This window comes from Pseudomonas sp. GD03903 (assembly GCF_029840045.1).
GTDB classification, from domain to species: domain Bacteria; phylum Pseudomonadota; class Gammaproteobacteria; order Pseudomonadales; family Pseudomonadaceae; genus Pseudomonas; species Pseudomonas pseudonitroreducens.
On the sequence record NZ_JAOCBT010000012.1, the window covers coordinates 137,419 to 160,762 of the forward strand.

Below are 23,344 nucleotides of genomic sequence, written 5' to 3' on the forward strand. Positions count from 1 at the left end.
TCAGGCGCGCAGCGGAATCAGGCGCGGGGCGATCATGTTTTCCGGCAGCAGGATGTCGGCCAGGGTGGCTTCGTCCAGCAGCTTCTCCTCGCGAACCAGCTCCAGTACGCCACGGCCGGTTTCCAGCGCAGTCTTGGCGATGCGGGTGGAGTTCTCGTAGCCGATGTACGGGTTCAGCGCGGTGACCAGGCCGATGCTGTGCTCCACCAACTGGTGGCAGCGCTCGACGTTGGCGGTGATGCCGGTGATGCAATGCTCGCGCAGCATGTCCATGGCGCGCTGGAGCAGGCGGATCGAGTCGAAGATCTTGTAGGCGATCAGCGGTTCCATCACGTTCAGCTGCAGCTGGCCGCCTTCGGCCGCGATGGTCAGCGCCAGGTCGTTGCCCATGATTTCGAAGGCGCACATGTTCACCGCCTCCGGGATCACCGGGTTGACCTTGCCCGGCATGATCGAGCTGCCCGGCTGGCGCGGCGGCAGGTTGATCTCGTTGATGCCGGTACGCGGGCCGCTGGACAGCAGGCGCAGGTCGTTGCAGATCTTCGACAGCTTGACCGCAGTGCGTTTGAGCATGCCGGAGAACAGCACGAAGGCGCCCATGTCGGAGGTGGCTTCGATCAGGTCGGCAGCCGGGACGACCGGGTGGCCGCTGATTTCCGCCAGGCGCTCGACGGCCAGCTTCTGGTAGCCGGGGTCGGCGTTGATACCGGTGCCGATCGCGGTGCCGCCGAGGTTCACTTCGGTCAGCAGTTCCGGCGCCAGGCGACGCAGGCGGTCGAGGTCTTCGCCCAGGGTGGTGGCGAAGGCGTGGAATTCCTGGCCGAGGGTCATCGGTACCGCGTCCTGCAGCTGGGTACGGCCCATCTTCAGTACGCCGGCGAACTCGACGCCCTTGGCGGCGAAGGCCTGGATCAGGCTGTCGAGGCTGGCCAGCAGGGTGTCGTGGCCGAGCAGCAGACCCAGGCGGATGGCGGTCGGGTACGCGTCGTTGGTCGACTGCGCCATGTTCACGTCGTTGTTCGGGTGCAGGTACTTGTACTCACCCTTGGTGTGGCCCATGGCTTCCAGTGCGATGTTCGCGATCACTTCGTTCGCGTTCATGTTGGTGGAAGTACCGGCGCCACCCTGGATCATGTCCACCACGAACTGGTCGTGGAAGTCACCGCGGATCAGGCGGGCACAGGCTTCGCTGATGGCAGCGTGCTTCTCGTTCGACAGATGGCCAAGCTGGTGGTTGGCATCGGCAGCCGCCTGTTTGACCATCGCCAGGCCTACGACCAGTTTCGGGTAGTGCGACAGCGGCACGCCCGAGAGGCGGAAGTTGTTCACAGCGCGCAGGGTCTGGATGCCGAAGTAGGCGTCAGAAGGTACTTCGAGGGTGCCGAGGAGGTCTTTCTCGATGCGGAACGATGCAACAGGGGACATGACGGGGATTGTCTCAGGGAAACACGGCCAGTGCCGCGATGCCCGGTAGACTAGGGATTTCGCCTTTCGTCGGCCAATGCTGTTAAAGGCTGCCTCATGCACGAACGGCATAATGTACCCTGTGACGAATTGATGACGGCGAGCGTGTGACTGTGCTACGCGCGCCCGGCTCCTGACCAATCGATCAACGTGTGAACGCGTTGGAGTTGACGTGAACCTCGAGACCAAATGGCTGGAAGACTTCAGCACCCTGGCCACCACCCGCAGTTTTTCCCAGGCCGCTGAAAAGCGCTTCGTCACCCAGCCGGCCTTCAGCCGGCGTATCCGCAGCCTGGAGGACGCCCTCGGCCTGACCCTGGTGAACCGCCAGCGCACGCCCATCGAGCTGACCGAAGCGGGCCAACTGTTCCTGGTCACCGCTCGCGCAGTGGTCGAGCAGCTCGGCCAGGTGGTGCGCCACCTGCACCACCTGGAAGGCGGGCAGGGCGAGGTGCTGCAGTTCGCCGCCGCGCACTCGCTGGCGCTGGGCTTCTTCCCCGCGTGGATTTCCCGGCTGCGCTCGGAAGGCCTGAACATCGCCAGCCGCCTGGTGGCGACCAACGTCGGCGAGGCGGTGCACCTGCTGCGCGAAGGCGGCTGCGACCTGATGATGGCCTTCTATGATCCGGATGCCGCGTTGCAGATGGACCCGGAAGTGTTCCCCTCGCTGCACCTGGGGCGTACCGAGATGCTGCCGGTGTGCGCGGTGAACTCCGCTGGCGTGCCGCTCTTCGATCTCGACAGCGGCCAGAGCGTGCCGTTGCTGGCCTACAGTGCCGGTGCCTTCCTCGGTCGCGGGGTCAACCTGCTGCTGCGCCAGCGCAACCTGCGCTACACCACTGTCTATGAAACGGCGATGGCCGACAGCCTGAAAAGCATGGCGCTGCAAGGCATGGGCGTGGCCTGGGTGCCGCGCCTGAGCATGGAGTCGGAGCTGGCGCGCGGCGAACTGGCGCTGTGCGGCGGTCCGCACTGGATCGTCCCGCAGGAAATCCGTCTGTACCGTTGCGCCCTGGTGCGCAAGGCGCAGATTCGTCTGCTCTGGCGCAAGCTCGAAGGCGGCCTGGGGCTGGACGAGACGCCTTGAGGCAGACAGCCGGGGCTATTCCGTTTATTTGATAAGCATTATCATTTGCGGCTTTCCAGGGTCTTCCCCTCGCACCGGCTTCGGTGCGGACCGCTGGCGAGCCTGCAGCCCCGATGTCCCATTCCGACCGCCCGGCCGACTCCCGCGCCGCGGACGCCCCGGCGCCCGCCGAGGCATTGCCGCGCGAGGATTTCCTGCGGGTGTTCCTTTCCCAGCGTTCGCGCATGGAAGCCTTGGTACGACGTCGCGTCGGCTGCCGGGCCACGGCGGCGGACCTGGTGCAGGACCTGTTCCTGCGCTTCTGGAAGCGCCCGCAGGCACCGGTGGAAGAGCTCGGCAGCTACCTGCTGCGCAGTGCGCGCAACCTGGCTATCGATCACCTGCGCGGCGAAGATTCGCGCGGGCGGACCCTGAGTGCGCTGCTTCCCGATGAAGACGATGCGCAACCTTCGCCCGAGCAGGCGGTCCAGGCCGGCGCCGAGCTGGACCTCATCGAAGACGCCCTGCGCCAGTTGCCCGAACGCACCCGCCATATCTTCCTGCTCAGCCGCGTGCACGGCCGCACCTATGGCGAGATCGCCACGGCCATGGGGCTTTCCCAGAGCGCCGTGGAAAAACATATGATGCGCGCCCTCGATGCCTGCAAGGCGAGCCTTGAGCCCGCCGCGCCGGCAGATCGCCGTGGAGCCGCCGACCGATGAAGCCCGAAATCGCCACCTCGCCCGAGGACGCCCAGCGTCAGGCGCGCCAGTGGCTGCTGCGCCTGAACGACGCCGGCGGCGACGCGTGGCTGGGGGCCTTCCGGGCGTGGCTGTCGGCTGATCCGCAACATGCCCGCGCCTACGCCGAAATCGATGCGCTCTGGGAGGCCAGTGCCCTGCCGGCGCAACGGTTGGCGGCGGCGGAGGGGGATGCGTTGGGCGCCTATCTCGCCGCAATGGAGCGCCCGGCACCGCACCGCGCGCAGAGCAATCACAGGCGCTGGGCCTACCCGCTGGCCAGCGCCGCCTGCCTGCTGCTGATGCTCTGGGCCGGCGGCTGGTGGAAGCCGGACAATTGGCTGACGGACCTTGCCGCCGACTACGTCAGCGCACCGGGCGAAGTGCGCGAGATCACCCTGGACGACGGCTCGCGCCTGACCCTGGATGCCGACAGCGCTGTTGCCGTTTCATTGGACGGCGAGCAACGTCGCGTCGAGTTGCTGCGCGGCGCCGCTTCCTTCGCCGTGAAGCACCTGCCCAAACCCTTCGTGGTGCGTGCCGGCGAGGGCGAGGCGCGGGTGCTCGGCACCGAGTTCGAAGTCCGCCGCGTGGGCGAGGAGACCGGCGTCACCGTCGCCGAAGGCCGCGTTTCGGTGCGTGGCAGCCATGCCGTCGGCATGCCGGAAGTGGTGCTGGGCGCTGGCGAACGGGTCAGCATCAATGGCACGAGGCTCGGTGAGGCGCAGCCCGCCGATGCCCAGGCCGCGCTGGCCTGGCGCCAGGGCTGGCTGACCTTCTACCGCGCGCCGCTGGGCGAGGTGCTGGAGCGCCTGGGCGCATACTACCCTGGGCGCATCGTGCTGCTGGACAGCGAGCTGGCGCAGCGCCGGGTCAGCGGCAGTTTCCGCAGCGCCGATCCACAGGCGGCGCTGGATTCCCTGCAGGCAGTGGTGGGCTTCCATCAGCAGCCTCTGCTCGGTCGCTTCGTGCTGATTCGCTGAGGGCGAAGATTTTTTCGAAAAAGGGGTGAGGTACTGCGGCGGCTGCTCCGTGTAGTGGTCATGAATGCGATTTATTCGCATGTGTAGTCCGACCTTCGAGCAAGAGAGCCCCGATGATCCCGCTGCGCCGCGCTGTTTCCGAATTGTCCCTTAAGCCCCTGACCGCCGTCGTGCTCGGCGCTGCCCTGGTCACCGTGCAGGCTCCCTCTGCGCGGGCCGAGAATGCCGCTGACGGCGCTGCCCTGCAGGCGCGCTTCGGTTTCGCCATCGCCTCACAGCCGTTGCCCCAGGCGCTCAGCGAGTTCAGTCGGGTGACCGGCCTGAGCGTGGTCTACACCGACGAGGCGCCCTATGACCTCGGTGCCCCGGCGGTTGCCGGCCAGCTAAGCGCCAACGACGCGCTGAATCGCCTGCTTGCGGGCTCCGGTTACCGCTTCCGCGCCCTCGATGGCCGCACCCTGACCCTGGAGCGCGTGCCGGCCGACACCCTGAGCCTGACCGAAACCACCGTCACCGGCCAGGCGGCGTCGACCAGTTACCAACCGGCTCCGGTGGCTTCCATCGGCCGCACCGACACGCCGGTGCTGGAAACTCCGCAAAGCATCGTCACGGTCCCGGCCCAGGCGCTGCGCGACCAGAAGCCGCGCAACCTCGACGACGCCCTTGGCAACATCAGCGGTATCACCCAGGCCAACACCCTCGGCGGTACCCAGGACGCGGTGATGAAGCGCGGCTTCGGCGATAACCGCGACGGCTCGATCATGCGTGACGGCCTGCCCTCGGTGCTGGGCCGCAACCTCACCGCCACCGCCGACCACGTCGAAGTGCTCAAGGGTCCGGCCTCGCTGCTGTACGGCATCCAGGACCCGGGCGGCATCGTCAACGTGGTGAGCAAGAAGCCGCAGCTGCAGCAGTACAACGCCGTCACCCTGCGCGGCTCGACCTACGCCCACGGCAAGCAGGGCAGCGGCGCGCAGATCGATACCACCGGCCCACTGGGCGAGACCAACCTGGCCTACCGGCTGATCGTCGATCACCAGGACGAGAACTACTGGCGCAATTTCGGCCAGCAGCGCGAGACCCTCGTCGCGCCGTCGCTGGCCTGGTTCGGCGAGGACACCACGGTGAACCTCAGCTACGAGCACCGCGAGTTCAAGACGCCGTTCGACCGTGGCACCGCCATCGACCCGCGCACCAACAAGCCGCTGGATATTCCGCGCACGCGCCGCCTGGACGAGCCCTTCAACATCACCGAAGGCCGCTCCGACCTGACCCGCCTGGACGTCGAGCACCGCATCGACGATGCCTGGAAGGCGCATTTCGCCTACGGCTGGACCCGCGAGACCTATGATGACAACCAGGCCCGCGTCACCAAGGTCAACAGCAACGGCACCCTGACCCGCCGCACCGACGCCACCCGCGGCGCGGTGAGCAGCGACAGCTTCGCCACCGCCGGGCTGAACGGCGACCTGCAACTGGGCGGCTTCCGTCATGAAGTGACCTTCGGCATCGACAGCGAGAAGCGCAAGATCTACCGCGCCGACCTGATCCGCGACACCAAGAACACCACCTTCAACTACCTCGATCCGGTGTACGGGCAGATTTCTCCGGCCACCGCGGTCAGCCCCGGCGACAGCGACCAGACCGACAAGCTGCGCAGCGACTCGTTATTCCTGCAGGATTCCTGGCACCTGGACGAACACTGGATCCTGGTCGCCGGCGGGCGCTACCAGATGTACGACCAGTACGCCGGGCGCGGCCGGCCGTTCAAGGCCAACACCGATATCAGCGGACAGAAGTGGGTACCGCGCGCCGGGGTGATCTACAAGATCAACGACGAGATGTCGCTGTATGGCAGCTACACCCAGTCGTTCAAGCCCAACTCCACCATCGCGCCGCTGTCCACGGGCGAGGTGATCGACTCGGCGATCCAGCCGGAAGAGGCGACCTCCTGGGAGATTGGCGGCAAGCTCGACATCCCCGGCCGCGTCACCGCCAACCTGGCCTTCTTCGACATTCGCAAGCGCAACGTGATGGTCACCCAGCTCGACAGCAACGGCGACAGCCGCGTCAGTACCGCCGGCAAGGTGCGTTCCTACGGTGCGGAGCTGGACGTCACTGGTCAATTGACCGAGCAGTGGAGCCTGATCGGCAGCTACGCCTGGCTGGATGCCGAAGTGACCGAAGACCCGGTGCTGGAAGGCAACCGCCTGCAGAACGTGGCCAAGCAGACCGCTTCGCTGGCGGCGGTTTACGACGCTGGTTCGATCTTCGGCGGCGACAACCTGCGCCTGGGCGGTGGGCCGCGCTACGTCGGCAAGCGTGCGGGCGATCCGTCCAATTCCTTCGAATTGCCGTCCTACACCGTGACCGATGCCTTCGCCAGCTATGACACGAAACTGGGTGGCCATAACGTCGGCTTCCAGTTCAACGTGAAGAACCTGTTCGACCGCACCTACTACCCGTCGGCGGCGAACAACCTCTACGTCGCAGTCGGCGAGCCACGGCAGTTCGAGATCTCGACCACTGTGGAGTTCTGAGGCCGAGGCCGGATGCTTTTGTAGGATGGGTGGAGCGCAGCGATACCCATGCTGTCTGCATCGCGATCGATGGGTATCGCTGCGCTCCAAGCCATCCTACGCAGAGCTTGGTGTTTGGAACGGCGCTTACATCTTGACGACGATCCGCCCTTCGATCTGCCCGGCGCGCATGCGATCGAGGATGCTGTTGATGTCATCCAGCTTGCCGGAGGCGACGGTGGCTTTCACCAGGCCTTCGCCAGCGAAGTCCAGGGCTTCCTGCAGGTCGGCGCGGGTGCCGACGATGGAGCCGGTGATGTGCAGGCCCTTGAGCACCACGTCGAAGATCGGCGTGGGGAAGTCGCCCGGTGGCAGACCGACCAGCGATACGCTGCCGCCCCGGCGAGCCATGCCGATGCCCTGGCCGAAGGCGCTGTTGGACACCGCCGTGACCAGCACGCCGTGGGCGCCGCCGATATCGCGCTGGACCACCTCGACCGGATCCTCCTTCTTCGCGTTGATGGTCAGGCTGGCGCCCAGGCGCGTGGCCAGCTCCAGCTTGGCGTCATCCACGTCCACCGCTACCACGTGCAAGCCCATGGCCTTGGCGTACTGCACGGCCACATGGCCGAGGCCGCCGATGCCGGAAATCGCTACCCACTGGCCGGGGCGTGCCCCGGTTTCCTTCAGGCCCTTGTAGACGGTGACGCCCGCGCAGAGGATCGGCGCGATTTCGAGGAAGCTGACTTCCTTGGGCAGGATGCCGACGTAGTTCGGGTCCGCCAGTACGTATTCGGCGTAGCCGCCGTTCACCGAGTAACCGGTGTTCTGCTGGCTCTCGCAGAGCGTTTCCCAACCGGTCAGGCAGTGTTCGCAGCAACCGCAGGCGGTGTACAGCCAGGGCACGCCGACGCGGTCGCCTTCCTTCACGCGGGTGACGCCAGCGCCGACCGCGGCGACGAAGCCGACGCCCTCGTGGCCGGGGATGAAGGGCAGGCTGGGTTTCACCGGCCAGTCGCCCTCGGCGGCGTGCAGGTCGGTGTGGCAGACGCCGGAAGCCTCGATCTTCACCAGGATCTGCCCGGGGCCGGGCAGCGGGACTTTGACTTCCTCGATCCGCAGCGGCTGGCCAAAGGCGTGGACGACGGCGGCTTTCATGGTCGTGGGCAGGGTCGTGGACATTGCGCTCGCTCCTTGAAGGATGAGGTGCCTGCCCAGTCCGGGCAGGCTCGGGTCAGACGAGTCTGAGCCTCTGAGCCTAGGCCATCTTGAGCTGTGGCAAGCTTTTCCGAAGTCGCCAACACCCCTGCGCCCCCCGGAATGACGAAATCGGGACCAACGGTCACGGGCAGTGCACGCCAGCGTGCCCTTTGCGGTATACTGCGCCGCCTTCAAGCCGGCACTGCCCGCCGGTTTGGCCACGTACAAGCCACGCCCTCACGGAGTCGTGGCTTGTTGGTTTCTGACGCGCCAAGAGCGCACTTGAGAGAGGCACGACGATGAGCGCACTGGTTGGCGTGATCATGGGTTCGAAATCCGACTGGAGCACCCTGAGCCACACCGCAGACATGCTGGACAAGCTCGGCATTCCGTATGAAGTGAAGGTGGTTTCCGCCCACCGTACTCCGGACCTGCTGTTCCAGTACGCCGAAGAGGCCGACGGCCGCGGCATCGAAGTGATCATCGCCGGCGCCGGCGGTGCCGCCCACCTGCCGGGCATGTGCGCCGCCAAGACCCACCTGCCGGTCCTCGGCGTGCCGGTGCAATCCTCCATGCTCTCGGGCGTCGATTCGCTGCTGTCCATCGTGCAGATGCCTGCGGGCGTCCCGGTCGCCACCCTGGCCATCGGCAAGGCCGGCGCGACCAACGCCGCACTGCTGTCCGCCAGCATCCTGGGCGCCAAGTACCCCAAATACCACGAGGCGCTGAAGCAGTTCCGCGCCACCCAGACCGAGACGGTGCTGGACAATCCCGATCCGCGCGAGGCCTGAGTACGACCATGAAGATCGGTGTCATCGGTGGCGGCCAGCTGGGCCGCATGCTGTCCCTGGCGGGCACCCCGCTGGGCATGAACTTCGCTTTCCTCGACCCGGCGCCGGACGCCTGCGCGCAAGCCCTGGGCGAGCACATCCGCGCTGACTACAGCGACCAGGACCATCTGCGCCAACTGGCCGACCAGGTCGACCTGGTGACCTTCGAGTTCGAGAGCGTGCCGGCCGAGACCGTGGCCTTCCTCTCGCAGTTCGTGCCGGTCTATCCGAACGCCGAGTCGCTGCGCATCGCCCGCGACCGCTGGTTCGAGAAGTCCATGTTCAAGGACCTGGGGATTCCGACCCCGGCCTTCGCCGACGTGCAGTCCCAGGCCGACCTCGATGCCGCGGTGGCCAGCATCGGCCTGCCGGCGGTGATGAAGACCCGCACCCTGGGCTATGACGGCAAGGGCCAGAAGGTCCTGCGCAAGCCCGAGGACGTCACCGGTGCCTTCGCCGAACTGGGCAGCGTGCCCTGCATCCTCGAAGGCTTCGTGCCCTTCACCGGCGAAGTGTCGCTGGTGTCGGTGCGTGCCCGCGACGGCGAAACGCGCTTCTACCCGCTGGTGCACAACACCCACGAGAACGGCATCCTGCGCCTGTCCGTGGCGAGCACCGAGCACCCGCTGCAGGCGTTGGCCGAAGACTACGTCGGCCGCGTGCTGGACAAGCTGCAGTATGTGGGCGTGATGGCTTTCGAGTTCTTCGAGGTCGACGGCGGCCTGAAGGCCAACGAGATCGCCCCGCGCGTGCACAACTCCGGCCACTGGACCATCGAAGGCTCCGAGTGCAGCCAGTTCGAGAACCACGTGCGCGCCATCGCCGGCTTGCCGCTGGGCTCGACGGCGAAAGTGGGCGAGAGCGCCATGCTCAACTTCATCGGCGAAGTCCCGCCGGTGGCGGATGTGCTGAACATCGCCGACTGCCATCTGCACCACTACGGCAAGGCCTTCAAGGCCGGGCGCAAGGTTGGCCATGCCACCCTGCGCAGCGCCGACCTGCCGACCCTGACGGCGCGCATTGCCGAGGTCGAGGCGTTGATCGCCAAGGGCTGACCGTTACGATGCTCTGAAAGAAGCCGCGTCAATCACTGGCGCGGCTTTTTTCATGTCGGTTTTCCACAACGCTGTAAGGCTGGCGAAACACCGGCGGTCGCTCTGGATCGCGGCGAAACACGGAACGCTGGCATTTCCTACACTGTCCCATGACAGGCGCGCACCCACCGCGCTCAACCCACAAGGAGGGACTGTCATGGGATTTATCGGAACCATCGTCATCGGCCTGATCGTCGGACTCATCGCACGCTTTCTGAAGCCCGGCGATGACAGCATGGGCTGGATCATGACCATCCTGATCGGCATTGGCGGCTCGCTGCTGGCCACCTACGGCGGCCAGGCACTGGGCATCTATGCGGCCGGCCAGGCGGCGGGCTTCATCGGCGCGGTGATCGGCGCCATCGTGCTGCTGGTCATTTACGGCCTGATCAAGAAGAATTGACGGTGATTTCCGGCCCTCTCCCGCCAGGGGGAGGGTGCTGGAGGAATATCCCGCCTGTGCCCGACCGGGCCTTTCGAGTCCACGATGCGTCGAACATTGCTTGCCTGCAGCCTGATGCTGCTGACCTCCCTGGCGTCCGCCGCCGAGCTCCCCGAAACCGACTGGCTGTCCCTGATGCCGCCGAGCGACCGCAAGGCGCTGGAAAACATGCCGGAAATCACCCACAGCGGCCCCGAGGCCAACGGCACCTTCACCAACAAGGGCGGGCTCAAGCAGTCCGACAAGAAGCTGCCGCAGGTGATGTATTCGACCAAGACGGTGGCGGCGCTCAACGGCAAGGCGTTGCGCCTGGGCGGCTATCCGGTGCCGCTGGAGAATGACGCCAAGGGCCGCGTTACCGAATTCTTCCTGGTGCCCTACCCGGGGGCCTGCATCCACGTGCCGCCGCCGCCGCCGAACCAGATCGTGCTGGTGCGCTACCCCAAGGGCATTCGGATCGACGATATCTACAACCCGATCTGGGTCAGCGGCACGCTGAAGGTCGAAAAGGTCAGCAACGACCTGGCCGATGCGGCCTACGCCATCGACGACGCCAAGGTACGGCCGGTGGAAGAGAGCGATCTGTAAGGTATTGCTCTCGTAGGAGCGGACTCCGTCCGCGATTGGCGTCCGGCGCGATGCGGACCGATCGCGGACAGAGTCCGCTCCTACGTATTGTCATACCGCTGAGTGATCAGCCCTGCAGCGGTTCGCTCCAGATTTCCACGCGCATTGTTTCGCTGCGCCCGGGCGCCACGCTCATCACGTCGTCCCAGACCCGCGCGGTCTCGATACAGAGCATGTCCTGCCAGGCGTCGTCCGCGAATTGCGACAGGCGCGCGGCCTTGTCGATCCACGGGTTCCACACCACCGCCGAACGCGAGCCGCCGGCCTGGATGTGGATGCCGCGCTCCCACACCGGATCACGAATCACCAGCGGTTTCTCCACGTCCAGGTAGATGCGGTCGGTTTCCCCGGCGATGCGCACCACCCCGTGCTGTTCACGCAGCTCCCAGTTCTCCAGCGTCTCCACGTAGCGGCAGCCCTGCAGGCCGTCGATGCTGGCCTGGCGCACGTCAGCCACGGCGAAATAGGTGTGCAGCGCCTGGCTGACCGGCAGCGGTGCGTTGCCCAGGTTGTGGGTGGTCATTTCCAGGGTCAGGCGCTCGCCGAAGCGCATCACCAGCTCCAGCCGCGCCGAGTGCGGCCAGCCGGGCAGGCCGTCACGCGCGTCGAAGCTGAAATGCACGGAGAGCTGGCCCAGTTCGTCGGCGATATCGTCCAGCTGCCAGTCCACCGCGCGTACCAGGCCATGGGCGGGTGCCGTGTCGCCCTGGTAGGCGGTGCGGATTTCCACCGGGTTGCGTTCCAGATTGCCGAACCACGGCCAGCACACCGGTACGCCGCCGCGCAGGGACTGGCCGTGGTGGTATTCGGCGGTGTCGCTCAGCCACACCAGCGGCGGCTGCTCGTGGGGCTGATAACTCAGCAGTTGCGCGCCCTGCTGGGCGATCAGGGCTTCACCATGGGCGGTATGGATGCGCCAGCAGGGCAGTTGGTCGATCTGCACCTGTTCAACGCGGGGTGTCTGGATGTCGCTGCTCATGGTGGTCTCCGGGACTGCGCTGCGAAAGAGTCAGTATCACCGATCCTTTACGCAGCGGGCAGTTCCCGGAGAATGAAAAGATCAGCCCTGGCGCAGGTCTTCCAGGCGAGCGCGCTGCTGCCCGTCAGCGTCGAGGTTGGCAGCGTCCAGCCAGCGTTCGAAGGCGCGCTGGCAGCGCGGCCATTCGCTGTCGATGATGGAGAACCAGGCGGTGTCGCGGTTGCGATCCTTCACCACGGTGGCCTGGCGGAAGGTGCCTTCGAAGACGAAGCCCAGGCGCGCGGCGGCCCGCATGGAACGGGCATTCAGCGCGTTGCACTTCCACTCCAGGCGCCGGTAGCCCATCTCGAAGGCCCAGCGGGCGAGCAGGTAGACCGCCTCGGTGGAGGCCGGCGAGCGCTGCATGACGCGCCCATAGGCGATATGACCGATCTCGATGCTGCCGTCCCTGGGGAATATCCGCAGGTAGCTGAGCAGCCCGACAGCGCGGCCGCTGGTGCGATCGACCACGGCGAAGAACAGCGGGTCATTGCTTGCCGCATTGCCTGCCAGCCACGCGTCGAACGCTGCGCGCTTGGCGAAGGGGCCATAGGGCAGGTAGTCCCAGAGCACGGGGTCGCAGTCCGGGCCTTGCAGCGCTTGCCACAGGTCATCGCCGTGGGTGGCGACGTCCAGCGGCGCCAGGTTGATGGTGCGGCCGGTCAGCGTACGGCGCTCGGGGCTGGCGGCGGGGCGCCAGTTCAGCAGGGGTTGGTCGTTCATGGGGGCTCCGGCTCAGAGGATCTTGCGGTACTGGACGAACCCGGAGCGGTCGGCGATCCGGTCATAGAGGAACATGGCGTCGGTGTTGCTCTCGTGGGTCAGCCAGTGCACCCGCGAGGCACCCTTGGCGCGGGCTTCGGCGTAGACGTGCTCGATCAGCGCCGCACCGATGCCGCCACTGCGCTGGCCTTCGGCGACGTACAGGTCCTGCAGGTAGACGTAGTCGCCCTGGGTCCAGCAGGAGCGATGGTAGATGAAATGCACCATGCCGATCGCCACGCCATCGCGCCAGGCGAGGGCGGCGTGCATCGGCTCGGCGGCATCGAGGAATCGCTGCCAGATGACGGCCGTGGTGGCCTCGTCGATGGTGGTCTTGTAGAAGCGCTGGTAGCCCTGCCAGAGCGGCAGCCAGGCGGCGTGATCATCGGCGGTGATCGGGCGGATCTCGACAGCGGAAGACATGGTGACGACCTTGTGTGCGTTGGAGTGCTTCCAGCCTAGGCGCGGAATTGGTTCTGCTAAAGAGCCATTCATGGTCAAATCAAAGGAACCATTTTCGCTGTCCTGGAAGCTGTCCCATGAGTGTTCCGCTGCCGTTCAACCCTTCCGGCATTCGCCTCGATCCTGCGCAACCGCTGGGCCTGCAACTGTTCCAGGCGCTGCGCGAGCGCATCCTCGATGGCCGCCTTGCAGCCCGCTCGCGGCTGCCGGCCAGCCGCGACCTGGCGGCGTCGCTGAGCGTCTCGCGCAACACCGTGGTGCGCGCCTACGAGCAACTCTATGCCGAGGGTTACATCGAGGGCCGTACGGGCGACGGCACCTATGTGGCCGAGCGCGTGCAACCTGCGGTCGAGACAATCCGCAGCGAGGCGCGCAATCCGGACGCACCGTCCCTCGAGCGGCTGGCGCGGCATCACTTGCCCATGCCGCCGACCGGCGCGCCGCGCGCTTTCCGTGTGGGCGTGCCGGCCTTCGACCTGTTTCCCTTCGACACCTGGGCGCGGCTGCAGGCACGCTTCTGGCGCGATCCGCCGCTGGATTGCCTGGGCTACGGCGACCCGGCCGGCGAGCAGCGCCTGCGCGAGCTGGTCGCCGCCTACCTGCGCAGCACGCGCGGTCTGCACTGTGACGCCGGGCAGATCATCATCACCAGCGGCGCCCAGCAGGGCATTGCGCTGTGCGCCCAGGTGCTGCTGGCCAGCGGTGACGTTGCTGCCATCGAGAACCCCGGTTATCGCGCCGCCGGCCATGCCTTCGCCACGGCGGGCGCACGGTTGCATGGAATCGCGGTGGATGCCGATGGCCTGCGCACCGAGCAACTGGGGCAGTTGCCGGATTGCCGCCTGGTCTACGTCACGCCCTCGCACCAGTACCCCACCGGCGTGACCCTGTCGCTGGCACGTCGCCTGGAATTGCTGGAGTGGGCCGAGCGCAGCAATGGCTGGATCGTCGAGGACGACTATGACGGCGAGTACCGCTACAGCGGCACCCCGCTGATGCCGTTGGCGGCGCTGGACCGCCATGACCGTGTGCTCTACGTCGGGACCTTCTGCAAGATCGCCTTTCCGGCATTGCGCCTGGGTTATCTCGTTGTCCCGCCGGCATTGGCGCAGGCTTTCGCGCGCCGCCGTGCCCTGGACGTGCGCCATTCGGAAGTCGGCACCCAGCGGGTGATGGCCGACTTCATCGCCGAAGGGCATTTCCAGCGCCACGTCCGCCGTATGCGCCGTGCCGCCCGTAGTCGTCGCGATGCGCTGCTGCGGGGCTGGCCGCAAGTGGACGGTTGTGCGCCGATGCCAGCGGTGGAGGCGGGGCTGCATCTGTGCGTGAGGGTCGACAGCCGCGAGCGCGAACAGGCGTTGGTGCGTCGCGCCGCTGCCGTGGGCGTGGAGGTGAATGCACTGAGCGATTACTGGCTGCCGGAGTCGACCGAGCCGGCGGATCAGCGTGCCGGACTGGTGCTGGGCTTCGCGGCCGTGCCGGAGGCGCGGATCGCCGAGGCGCTGAAGGCATTGCGCAAGGCCTGGGCGTAGGTCGGATAGGCGTGAGCGGTTATCTGCCATCCGGCCCCTGGCTCGGAGTTATTGGCGGATAACGCTTGAGGCGTTATGCGCCCTGCGTCGTGTCCTAACGCCTGGTTATTTCCTTAGCTGACTTACGAAGTTGGCGCGAGGCACTACGCTCCCTAGAATGCTGCCCCTCTTGAAAAAGCATCCCTGGAGTCGCCATGAGCCTAGCCCTGTCCACCGTTCCCGAGCGCAAGTCCAGCGCGCTCTGGATCGCCTTCCTCCTGCTACTGGCCGGCGCGTTGTTCCTCGCCCAGGCGGTCAGCGGGCGACAGGCGCTGCTGTTCCTGGTCGGCGGCGCGCTGGGGCTGACGCTCTACCACGCGGCCTTCGGCTTCACCTCCGCCTGGCGTGTGTTCATCCGTGAGCGCCGGGGCGCCGGCCTGCGTGCGCAGATGGTGATGCTGGCGATCGCGGTGCTGCTGTTCTTCCCGGCGCTCGCGGCTGGCACCTTGTTTGGCGAGCCAGTGAAAGGTCTGGTCTCTCCGGCTGGCACTTCGGTCATCGTTGGCGCCTTCATCTTCGGCATCGGCATGCAACTGGGCGGTGGCTGCGCCTCCGGCACGCTGTTCACCGTGGGCGGCGGCAACGCTCGAATGCTGGTGACGCTGCTGTTCTTCATCATCGGTTCGGTGGTCGCCACTCACCACATCGGCTGGTGGTTCGCCCTGCCGTCGCTGCCACCGACTTCCATCGTCCAGTCTCTCGGCCTGTTCCCGGCGCTGGCGCTGAGCCTGGCGCTGTTCGCCGCCATCGCCGCCATCAGCGTGGTACTGGAGCGCCGCCGTCACGGTGTGCTGGAACTGATCGCGAGCAACGGCGAGCACGGCGCAGGTCGTTTCCTGCGCGGCCCCTGGCCGCTGGTTTGGGGTGCCATCGCGCTGGCGCTGCTGAACTTCGCCACCCTGGCACTGGCCGGGCGTCCTTGGGGCGTCACCTCGGCTTTCGCCCTGTGGGGCGCGAAGGCGTTCGAGAGTCTTGGCATCGCTGTGGACCAGTGGGCCTTCTGGCAGGCCGAAGCCAACGCCAAGGCACTGGCAGCGCCAGTGTGGCAGGACGTCACCAGCGTGATGGACTTCGGCATCATGATCGGCGCGCTGCTGGCTGCCGGCCTTGCCGGGCGTTTCGCCCCGAGCCTGAAAATTCCGGCACGCTCGCTGGTCGCGGCGGTGATCGGTGGCCTGCTGCTGGGCTACGGCGCGCGCCTGGCTTATGGCTGCAATATCGGTGCGTACTTCAGCGGTATCGCTTCCGGCAGCTTGCATGGCTGGTTGTGGCTGGTGGCGGCGTTCTTCGGCAATACCGTGGGGTGCGCCTGCGGCCGATCTTCTTCCCCGCCGAGCGCGTGGAAGAGCGCCTGACCGGCTGCTGAGTCAGGCCGGGCGGGGCGTCTCGCGCTCCGCCCAGTAGCTCTGCTTGTGGCCGCGCGCCTGGTAGTCCCGCGCCAGGGCTTCGGCCTCGGCGCGGGTCAGCTGGCGACGCATGACGAAGCGGTTGCCATTGTCATCCAGGCGCAGCAGGCACCAGTCCCGCTCCTCAGGCATTGAAGGTGGAAGTCTTGCGCAGGCGCAGGGCGAGCAGGATCAGCAGCACGCCGAAGAACACCGAGTAAGCGCCGATCACCCAGGCCACGGCGATCGCCCCGGCCCCGGGGTTGCCAATCATCAGTACGCCGAACAGTACCGATACCGCGCCGGAAAGCCCCAGCCACCATTCGTTCTGCAGTGCCTTGCGCAGGCGGATGGCGGCGATGATCTGCAGCACGCCCATCACCAGTGCCCAGCCGGCGATCAGCATCAGCAGGCCCAGCGCCGTGAGTTGTGGCCAGAAGAAGGCGACCAGTCCGGCGATGATTCCCAGCAAACCCACCAGCACCAGCGGCCACAGTGGCCGGCCGGATTCGCGCATCTGCGCGGCGGCGATCAGGGTGAACAGGCCATCGATAAAGGCGTAGGCGCCGAAGAACAGCACCATGACGGTCAGCACAATGCCTGGCCAGACCATCGCCAGGATGCCGAACAGCAGCGCGGCGACGCCCCGCAGGGCGATCCATTTCCAGTGGCGGCCCAGGGCTTGCCAGAGCGGGTGTTGCGACATGGCGGCGATCCTCGCGAGGGGTGTGGCTGAAACCATAGTCCCTCGCGTTCTCGATCGCTTGCGCCAAGGCACGCCGTGATCTGTAGGGGCGAGGAGGACGCCCAGTCCTTGTTCGCGAACCGCCCGACGCTGGTGCTGCCGATGAATCCATTCGCGAGCAAGCTCGCTCCTACAACGAGAACCCAAAAAAGAAAGCCCGGCGCATGGCCGGGCTGTGGAAGGCCCGTCGCAACGGGCGGGTGCCGTCAGGCGACGTCACCGGGGAGAGCGGCTACGACACATCCGGCGCGGATTCTGCGATCCTTGCCGGCGGGAATATGGCGCAGCGATGAACGGTATAGGCCCCGCCATGCGGGAGCTTTGGAGGTCTTGATGCAACGCAGCATATTCTTGATTGATTGAGCGTTCAATAAAAAACAAATAGACTGGCCCACAGTATCGCCGGTACGGCACAGGCATGTCCGGCGAAGAGGAGATTGAAAAATGCCCAAGGTCGGTATGCAGCCGATTCGCCGTTCCCAACTGATCCACGCGACCCTCGAGGCGGTGGACCAGGTGGGCATGAGCGACGCCAGCATCGCCCTGATCGCCCGCCTGGCGGGGGTCTCCAACGGCATCATCAGCCACTACTTCCAGGACAAGAACGGACTGCTGGAAGCGACGATGCGACATTTGATGTCGGCATTGAGCAAGGCCGTCGCCGAGCGCCGCGCTACCTTGCGCAACGATGAACCGCGCTCGCACCTGCGGGCCATCATCGCCGGCAACTTCGACAGCAGTCAGGTCAACGGTCCGGCGATGAAAACCTGGCTGGCCTTCTGGGCAACCAGCATGCACCAGCCGGCGCTGCGCCGGCTGCAGCGGATCAACGACCACCGGCTGTATTCGAACCTGTGCAGCCAGTTCCGCCGCGAACTGCCGCTGGCCCAGGCACGCAGCGCCGCCCGCGGGCTGGCCGCGCTGATCGACGGCCTCTGGCTGCGGGGCGCGCTCTCGGGCGACGCCTTCGACACCGAGCAGGCGTTGGCGATTGCCTACGACTACCTCGACCAACAACTGGCCAAGCGCCCCGGATAGCGGGCGCAGCCTTGCGCTGACACCGACAAGAGAGGACCACCGCACCATGGCTCGATTCGAAGTACAGAAGCTCTACATTGGCGGTCGCTACGTGGAAGCCACCAGCGGCGCCACCTTCGAGACCATCAATCCGGCCAACGGTGAAGTCCTCGCCCAGGTACAACGCGCCTCGAAGGAAGACGTCGAGCGTGCCGTGCAGAGCGCGGTGCAAGGGCAGAAAGTCTGGGCGGCGATGACCGCCATGCAACGCTCGCGCATCCTGCGTCGCGCCGTCGACATCCTCCGCGAACGCAACGACGAGCTCGCCGAGCTGGAAACCCTCGACACCGGCAAGCCGCTGGCCGAAACCCGCTTCGTCGACATCGTCACCGGCGCCGACGTGCTCGAGTATTACGCCGGCCTGGTGCCCGCCATCGAAGGCGAGCAGATCCCGCTGCGCGACACCAGTTTCGTCTACACCCGCCGCGAGCCACTGGGCGTGGTCGCCGGCATCGGCGCCTGGAACTACCCGATCCAGATCGCCCTGTGGAAATCCGCGCCGGCCCTGGCTGCCGGCAACGCGATGATCTTCAAGCCCAGCGAAGTCACTCCGCTGTCCGTGCTCAAGCTCGCCGAGATCTACACCGAGGCCGGCCTGCCCGATGGCGTGTTCAACGTCCTCACCGGCAGCGGCCGCGAAGTCGGCCAGTGGCTGACCGAGCACCCGCTGATCGAGAAGATTTCCTTCACCGGCGGCACCGCCACCGGCAAGAAGGTCATGGCCAGCGCTTCCAGTTCCTCGCTCAAGGAAGTCACCATGGAACTGGGCGGCAAGTCGCCGCTGATCATCTTCGAGGACGCGAACCTCGACCGTGCTGCTGATATCGCTGTCATGGCCAACTTCTTCAGCTCCGGCCAGGTCTGCACCAACGGCACCCGCGTGTTCATCCCGCGCAACCTGCAGGCGCGCTTCGAAGCCAAGGTGCTGGAGCGCGTGAAGCGCATCCGCCTGGGCAACCCGCAGGACGAAAACACCAACTTCGGCCCGCTGGTGAGCTTCCCGCACATGGAGAGCGTGCTCTCCTATATAGAGTCCGGCAAAGAGCAGAAGGCCCGCCTGCTGTGCGGTGGCGAGCGCGTCACCCATGGCGAGTTCGGCCAGGGCGCGTACGTCGCGCCGACTGTGTTCACTGACTGCCGTGACGACATGACCATCGTCCGCGAGGAAATCTTCGGGCCGGTCATGAGCATCCTCGTCTACGACAGCGAAGACGAGGCCATCCGCCGCGCCAACGACACCGAGTACGGCCTCGCCGCTGGCGTCGTCACCCAGGACCTGGCCCGCGCGCACCGGGCGATCCACCGCCTGGAAGCGGGTATCTGCTGGATCAACACCTGGGGCGAGTCGCCGGCCGAGATGCCGGTTGGCGGATACAAGCAATCGGGTGTCGGTCGTGAGAACGGCCTGACCACCCTGGCTCACTACACTCGCATCAAATCCGTACAGGTAGAGCTGGGCGACTACACCTCGGTGTTCTGATCGCCGCGATCGAGCCATGAAAGGCCGGTCGCAGGCATGACTCCCTGACCACCGGCCATTCCCAACACGCAGACACCGGCGCGCACGCGTCGCGGGTGGTGTCGTGCCTGAAAAAGAGGAAGGCCTGCATGTCCCAGGAATACGACTACATCATCATTGGCGCCGGATCGGCCGGTAATGTGCTGGCCACGCGCCTGACCGAGGACGCCGACGCCAGCGTCCTGCTGCTCGAAGCCGGCGGCCCGGACTACCGCGCCGACTTCCGCACGCAGATGCCCGCCGCGCTGGCCTACCCGCTGCAGGGCCGCCGCTACAACTGGGCCTACCTGACCGACCCGGAACCGCACATGAACAACCGCCGTATGGAGTGCGGGCGTGGCAAGGGTCTGGGCGGTTCGTCGCTGATCAACGGCATGTGCTATATCCGCGGCAACGCCATGGACTTTGACGGCTGGGCGCAGGAGAAGGGGCTGGAAGACTGGACTTACCTCGACTGCCTGCCGTACTTCCGCAAGGCTGAAACTCGCGACATCGGCCCCAACGACTACCACGGCGGCAGCGGCCCGGTGAGTGTCACCACACCCAAGGCCGGCAACAACCCGCTGTTTCACGCCATGGTCGAGGCTGGCGTGCAGGCCGGTTACCCGCGTACCGAGGACCTCAACGGTTACCAGCAGGAAGGCTTCGGTCCGATGGACCGCACCGTCACGCCGCAAGGTCGCCGTGCCAGTACCGCCCGTGGCTATCTCGACCAGGCCCGTGAGCGGCCGAACCTGACCATCGTCACCCACGCGCTGACCGACCGCATCCTGTTCAGCGGCAAGCGCGCCATCGGTGCGACCTACCTGCACGGCGATGACAGTGCGCTGACCGAGGTGCGTGCACGCCGCGAAGTATTGGTGTGCTCCGGTGCCATTGCTTCTCCGCAGCTGTTGCAGCGCTCCGGCGTCGGTCCGTCCGCTTTGCTGCGCGACCTGGGTATCGAGGTGGTGCACGATCTGCCCGGTGTCGGGCAGAACCTCCAGGATCACCTGGAGATGTACCTGCAGTACGCCTGCAAGCAACCCGTCTCGCTGTACCCGGCGTTGCAATGGTGGAACCAGCCGCAGATCGGCGCGGAGTGGATGTTCCTCGGCACCGGCCTGGGCGCGAGCAACCAGTTCGAGGCCGGTGGTTTCATCCGCAGTCGCCCGGAGTTCGAGTGGCCGAACATCCAGTACCACTTCCTGCCGGTGGCGATTAACTACAACGGCAGCAACGCGGTGAGTGAGCATGGCTTCCAGGCCCACGTCGGCTCCATGCGCTCTCCCAGCCGGGGACGGATCAACCTGACCTCCCGCGACCCGCGCAAGCACCCGAGCATCCTGTTCAACTACATGTCCTGCGAGCAGGACTGGCAGGAGTTCCGCGATGCCATCCGGATTACCCGCGAGATCATGAACCAGCCGGCGCTCGACCCCTACCGTGGCCGCGAGATCAGCCCGGGGCTGGACAAGCAGAGTGATGCCGACCTGGACGCATTCGTTCGCGAGCACGCCGAAACAGCGTTCCACCCGTCGTGCTCGTGCAAGATGGGCGACGACGACATGGCGGTAGTCGATGGTGAGGGCCGCGTGCACGGCATGCAGGGGCTGCGAGTCATCGATGCGTCGATCATGCCGCTGATCATCACCGGCAATCTCAACGCCACCACCATCATGATGGCCGAGAAGCTCGCCGATAAGGTCCGCGGTCGTCCGGCGCTGCCCCGCAGCACCGCCGACTACTTCAAGGCTGACGGCGCGCCGGTGCGCGGAAAACCGCAGCGCTGATGCTGAAAGACCAGACGTAAGGCAGAGACGAAAACGCCGGCGAGAGAGCCGGCGTTTTCAGTTATCAGCCACGACGCGGAGGAACCGGACGGGTACGGCCGCTGCCGTCGATGGCGACGAAGACGAATACAGCCTCGGTGACCTTGCGCCATTCGCTGGACAGCGGGTCGTCGCTCCACACTTCGACCAGCATACGGATCGAGCTGCGGCCTACTTCCAGGGTCTGCGTATAGAAGGAGAGCTGCGCGCCGACAGCGACCGGGACCAGGAAGGCCATGCGGTCGATGGCTACCGTGGCCACCCGGCCTCCGGCAATGCGGCTGGACATGGCGGTTCCGGCAAGATCCATCTGCGCCACCAGCCAGCCACCGAAGATATCGCCGAAGCCGTTGGTCTCGCGCGGCAGGGCGGTGATCTGCAAGGCCAGGTCGCCCTGCGGGATAGGATCTTCTTGTTCGAGCTCGATCATAGGTAAGGGCCTCTTGCCCCCGGCGTACTCATGGTGAGGGTATGGAAAAACTCTCCCAAGACACCTGCCGGCGCAAGGCCTTGGGACAGCTTTTGATCGGCCTGCCCGCATTATATAGAGGGAGGGCCGGCGCGACGACCGCCGGAATTCGAGAAATTCCAGCGGGCGCGGCCGCTGTGTCGCCTCCGCGCAATTTGCTATGGTGCGGCACCTGCGGCTGCCGGCCGCAGATTCCTTGCCTGCAGAGATAACAAGCACCATGCCTTCTGTGAACGCTCCTGCCGCGCCCGCGTCACGTCCGTTGACCCGCAGCGACTACAAGACTCTTTCGCTGTCCGCCCTGGGCGGCGCCCTGGAGTTCTACGACTTCATCATCTTCGTGTTCTTCGCCACCGTGGTCGGCAAGCTGTTCTTCCCCGCCGACATGCCCGATTGGCTGCGCCAGTTGCAGACCTTCGGCCTGTTCGCTGCCGGTTACCTGGCGCGCCCGCTGGGCGGTGTGGTCATGGCGCACTTCGGTGACCTGCTCGGGCGCAAGAAGATGTTCACCCTGAGCATCTTTCTGATGGCCGTACCGACACTGATCATGGGCCTGCTGCCGACCTACGCGCAGATCGGCATCTGGGCGCCGCTGGCGCTCCTGCTGCTGCGCGTTATCCAGGGCGCGGCCATCGGTGGTGAAGTGCCGGGGGCCTGGGTGTTCGTCGCCGAGCACGTCCCGCATCGCCATGTGGGCTACGCCTGCGGCACGCTGACGTCGGGTCTGACCGCGGGCATTCTCATCGGTTCGCTGGTGGCGACCCTGATCAACAGTGTCTACAGCGCCGAGGAAGTGCAGGGCTACGCCTGGCGTATCCCGTTCCTGCTGGGCGGCATCTTCGGCCTGTTCTCCGTCTACCTGCGCCGCTGGCTGCACGAGACGCCGGTGTTCGCCGAACTGCAATTGCGCAAGCAACTGGCCGAGGAAGTGCCGCTGGGCGTGGTGGTGCGTGAGCATCGTCCGGCGGTGGTGCTGTCCATGCTGCTGACCTGGGTGCTGTCCGCCGGCATCGTGGTGGTGATCCTGATGACCCCCTCGGTACTGCAGACCGTTTATGGCTTCGACGCGGCGACCTCGCTGAAGGCCAATAGCCTGGCCATCGTCTGCCTGAGTGTCGGCTGCATCATGGCCGGTCGCCTTGCCGACCGCTTTGGCGCGGGTCGCACCTTTATAGTGGGAAGCATCCTGCTGGGTGTCGTCTCCTGGACCTTCTATACCAGCCTGAAGGCACACCCCGATTGGCTGTTCCCGCTGTATGCGATTACCGGCCTGTGTGTCGGTGTCATTGGCGCAGTGCCTTACGTGATGGTCAACGCCTTCCCGGCGGTGGTGCGCTTCACCGGGCTGTCCTTCTCCTACAACCTGGCCTACGCCATCTTCGGCGGGCTGACACCCATGGTCGTTGCGCTCCTTATGAAGGAAGACCCGCTGGGCCCGGCCTACTATGTGGTGGCCCTGTGCGTAGTGGGGCTGCTGGTGGGGGCCTATCTGCTGCGCCAGGAGCGCCGGCTGGTAGGGCCGGGGATAACGGTAAGCTGATCGAGCGGACAGTTTTTTGC

Annotated in this window: 21 protein-coding genes and 1 pseudogene; 14 read left to right on the forward strand and 8 right to left on the reverse strand. The window is 66.1% G+C overall.

Going from position 1 to position 23,344, the window contains the following annotated elements:
* Positions 1 to 1,425 (reverse strand): aspartate ammonia-lyase, encoded by a 1,425-nt coding sequence (locus N5C91_RS19755; RefSeq protein ID WP_045214106.1) that lies wholly within the window; start codon positions 1,423 to 1,425, stop codon positions 1 to 3.
* 211 nt (positions 1,426 to 1,636) lie between these two features.
* Here N5C91_RS19755 and N5C91_RS19760 point away from each other — a divergent pair, with 211 nt between their 5' ends.
* The 4 genes from N5C91_RS19760 to N5C91_RS19775 all read left to right on the forward strand — a co-directional run bounded on the left by N5C91_RS19760 (position 1,637) and on the right by N5C91_RS19775 (position 6,793).
* A complete protein-coding gene (locus tag N5C91_RS19760) occupies positions 1,637 to 2,551 on the forward strand; it encodes a LysR substrate-binding domain-containing protein (protein ID WP_024766745.1) in 915 nt (304 codons plus the stop codon).
* Positions 2,552 to 2,664: 113 nt separating this feature from the next.
* Positions 2,665 to 3,252: a sigma-70 family RNA polymerase sigma factor gene (locus N5C91_RS19765; RefSeq protein ID WP_279831416.1), complete on the forward strand. Its 588-nt coding sequence runs from the start codon at positions 2,665 to 2,667 to the stop codon at positions 3,250 to 3,252.
* Positions 3,249 to 4,253 (forward strand): FecR family protein, encoded by a 1,005-nt coding sequence (locus N5C91_RS19770; RefSeq protein WP_279831417.1) that lies wholly within the window; start codon positions 3,249 to 3,251, stop codon positions 4,251 to 4,253. Before N5C91_RS19765 ends, N5C91_RS19770 begins: the two co-directional genes overlap by 4 nt.
* Positions 4,254 to 4,366: 113 nt before the next feature.
* Entirely contained in the window at positions 4,367 to 6,793 is a 2,427-nt protein-coding gene (locus N5C91_RS19775; RefSeq protein WP_279831418.1) for a TonB-dependent receptor, read from the forward strand.
* Between the two features lie 126 nt (positions 6,794 to 6,919).
* Here the strand turns inward: N5C91_RS19775 and adhP are convergent, their stop codons facing one another.
* Positions 6,920 to 7,954: an alcohol dehydrogenase AdhP gene (adhP, locus tag N5C91_RS19780; protein WP_279831420.1), complete on the reverse strand. Its 1,035-nt coding sequence runs from the start codon at positions 7,952 to 7,954 to the stop codon at positions 6,920 to 6,922.
* Positions 7,955 to 8,271: 317 nt separating this feature from the next.
* Here adhP and purE point away from each other — a divergent pair, with 317 nt between their 5' ends.
* From purE to N5C91_RS19800, 4 genes are all read left to right on the forward strand, one after another.
* The gene (purE, locus tag N5C91_RS19785; RefSeq protein ID WP_024766741.1) at positions 8,272 to 8,763 is read left to right on the forward strand and encodes a 5-(carboxyamino)imidazole ribonucleotide mutase; all 492 of its coding nucleotides are present in this window, start codon (positions 8,272 to 8,274) and stop codon (positions 8,761 to 8,763) included.
* Positions 8,764 to 8,771: 8 nt separating this feature from the next.
* Complete coding sequence (locus tag N5C91_RS19790; protein ID WP_279831421.1) at positions 8,772 to 9,857, forward strand: 5-(carboxyamino)imidazole ribonucleotide synthase; 1,086 nt, start codon at positions 8,772 to 8,774, stop codon at positions 9,855 to 9,857.
* Between the two features lie 196 nt (positions 9,858 to 10,053).
* Positions 10,054 to 10,299 carry a GlsB/YeaQ/YmgE family stress response membrane protein gene (locus tag N5C91_RS19795; RefSeq protein WP_081519143.1) on the forward strand — a complete coding sequence of 82 codons (246 nt, stop codon included), beginning with the start codon at positions 10,054 to 10,056 and terminating at the stop codon, positions 10,297 to 10,299.
* Between the two features lie 84 nt (positions 10,300 to 10,383).
* On the forward strand, positions 10,384 to 10,926 hold the full coding sequence (locus N5C91_RS19800; protein ID WP_236173767.1) for a DUF3299 domain-containing protein: 543 nt from the start codon (positions 10,384 to 10,386) through the stop codon (positions 10,924 to 10,926).
* Between the two features lie 106 nt (positions 10,927 to 11,032).
* Here the strand turns inward: N5C91_RS19800 and N5C91_RS19805 are convergent, their stop codons facing one another.
* From N5C91_RS19805 to N5C91_RS19815, 3 genes are all read right to left on the reverse strand, one after another.
* The gene (locus N5C91_RS19805) at positions 11,033 to 11,944 is read right to left on the reverse strand and encodes a D-hexose-6-phosphate mutarotase (protein ID WP_279831422.1); all 912 of its coding nucleotides are present in this window, start codon (positions 11,942 to 11,944) and stop codon (positions 11,033 to 11,035) included.
* A gap of 81 nt (positions 11,945 to 12,025) precedes the next feature.
* Entirely contained in the window at positions 12,026 to 12,706 is a 681-nt protein-coding gene (locus N5C91_RS19810) for a GNAT family protein (protein WP_279831423.1), read from the reverse strand.
* Between the two features lie 12 nt (positions 12,707 to 12,718).
* Positions 12,719 to 13,168 (reverse strand): GNAT family N-acetyltransferase, encoded by a 450-nt coding sequence (locus N5C91_RS19815; protein ID WP_279831426.1) that lies wholly within the window; start codon positions 13,166 to 13,168, stop codon positions 12,719 to 12,721.
* A 116-nt stretch (positions 13,169 to 13,284) separates the two neighbouring features.
* On the opposite strand from N5C91_RS19815, the gene N5C91_RS19820 reads away from it, so the two are divergent.
* Both N5C91_RS19820 and N5C91_RS19825 read left to right on the forward strand, forming a co-directional pair.
* The gene (locus N5C91_RS19820) at positions 13,285 to 14,739 is read left to right on the forward strand and encodes a PLP-dependent aminotransferase family protein (RefSeq protein ID WP_236201992.1); all 1,455 of its coding nucleotides are present in this window, start codon (positions 13,285 to 13,287) and stop codon (positions 14,737 to 14,739) included.
* A gap of 194 nt (positions 14,740 to 14,933) precedes the next feature.
* Positions 14,934 to 16,144: pseudogene (locus N5C91_RS19825) on the forward strand (YeeE/YedE family protein).
* Between the two features lies 1 nt (position 16,145).
* On the opposite strand, the gene N5C91_RS19830 reads toward N5C91_RS19825, so the two are convergent.
* Together N5C91_RS19830 and N5C91_RS19835 are read right to left on the reverse strand one after the other, a co-directional pair.
* The gene (locus N5C91_RS19830; RefSeq protein ID WP_236173775.1) at positions 16,146 to 16,316 is read right to left on the reverse strand and encodes a hypothetical protein; all 171 of its coding nucleotides are present in this window, start codon (positions 16,314 to 16,316) and stop codon (positions 16,146 to 16,148) included.
* On the reverse strand, positions 16,309 to 16,869 hold the full coding sequence (locus tag N5C91_RS19835; protein WP_279831429.1) for an HdeD family acid-resistance protein: 561 nt from the start codon (positions 16,867 to 16,869) through the stop codon (positions 16,309 to 16,311). Before N5C91_RS19835 ends, N5C91_RS19830 begins: the two co-directional genes overlap by 8 nt.
* 483 nt (positions 16,870 to 17,352) lie before the next feature.
* On the opposite strand from N5C91_RS19835, the gene betI reads away from it, so the two are divergent.
* The 3 genes from betI (at position 17,353) to betA (ending at position 21,276) form a co-directional block, all read left to right on the forward strand.
* Complete coding sequence (gene betI, locus N5C91_RS19840; protein WP_045214133.1) at positions 17,353 to 17,946, forward strand: transcriptional regulator BetI; 594 nt, start codon at positions 17,353 to 17,355, stop codon at positions 17,944 to 17,946.
* Positions 17,947 to 17,992: 46 nt separating this feature from the next.
* The gene (gene betB, locus N5C91_RS19845) at positions 17,993 to 19,465 is read left to right on the forward strand and encodes a betaine-aldehyde dehydrogenase (protein WP_279831434.1); all 1,473 of its coding nucleotides are present in this window, start codon (positions 17,993 to 17,995) and stop codon (positions 19,463 to 19,465) included.
* Between the two features lie 128 nt (positions 19,466 to 19,593).
* Positions 19,594 to 21,276: a choline dehydrogenase gene (gene betA / locus N5C91_RS19850; RefSeq protein ID WP_279831435.1), complete on the forward strand. Its 1,683-nt coding sequence runs from the start codon at positions 19,594 to 19,596 to the stop codon at positions 21,274 to 21,276.
* Between the two features lie 64 nt (positions 21,277 to 21,340).
* Here betA and N5C91_RS19855 read toward each other — a convergent pair whose 3' ends face one another.
* Complete coding sequence (locus N5C91_RS19855) at positions 21,341 to 21,745, reverse strand: acyl-CoA thioesterase (RefSeq protein WP_017521585.1); 405 nt, start codon at positions 21,743 to 21,745, stop codon at positions 21,341 to 21,343.
* Positions 21,746 to 22,004: 259 nt separating this feature from the next.
* On the opposite strand from N5C91_RS19855, the gene N5C91_RS19860 reads away from it, so the two are divergent.
* A complete protein-coding gene (locus tag N5C91_RS19860; protein ID WP_279831437.1) occupies positions 22,005 to 23,324 on the forward strand; it encodes an MFS transporter in 1,320 nt (439 codons plus the stop codon).
* The last annotated feature ends 20 nt before the right edge of the window (positions 23,325 to 23,344 follow it).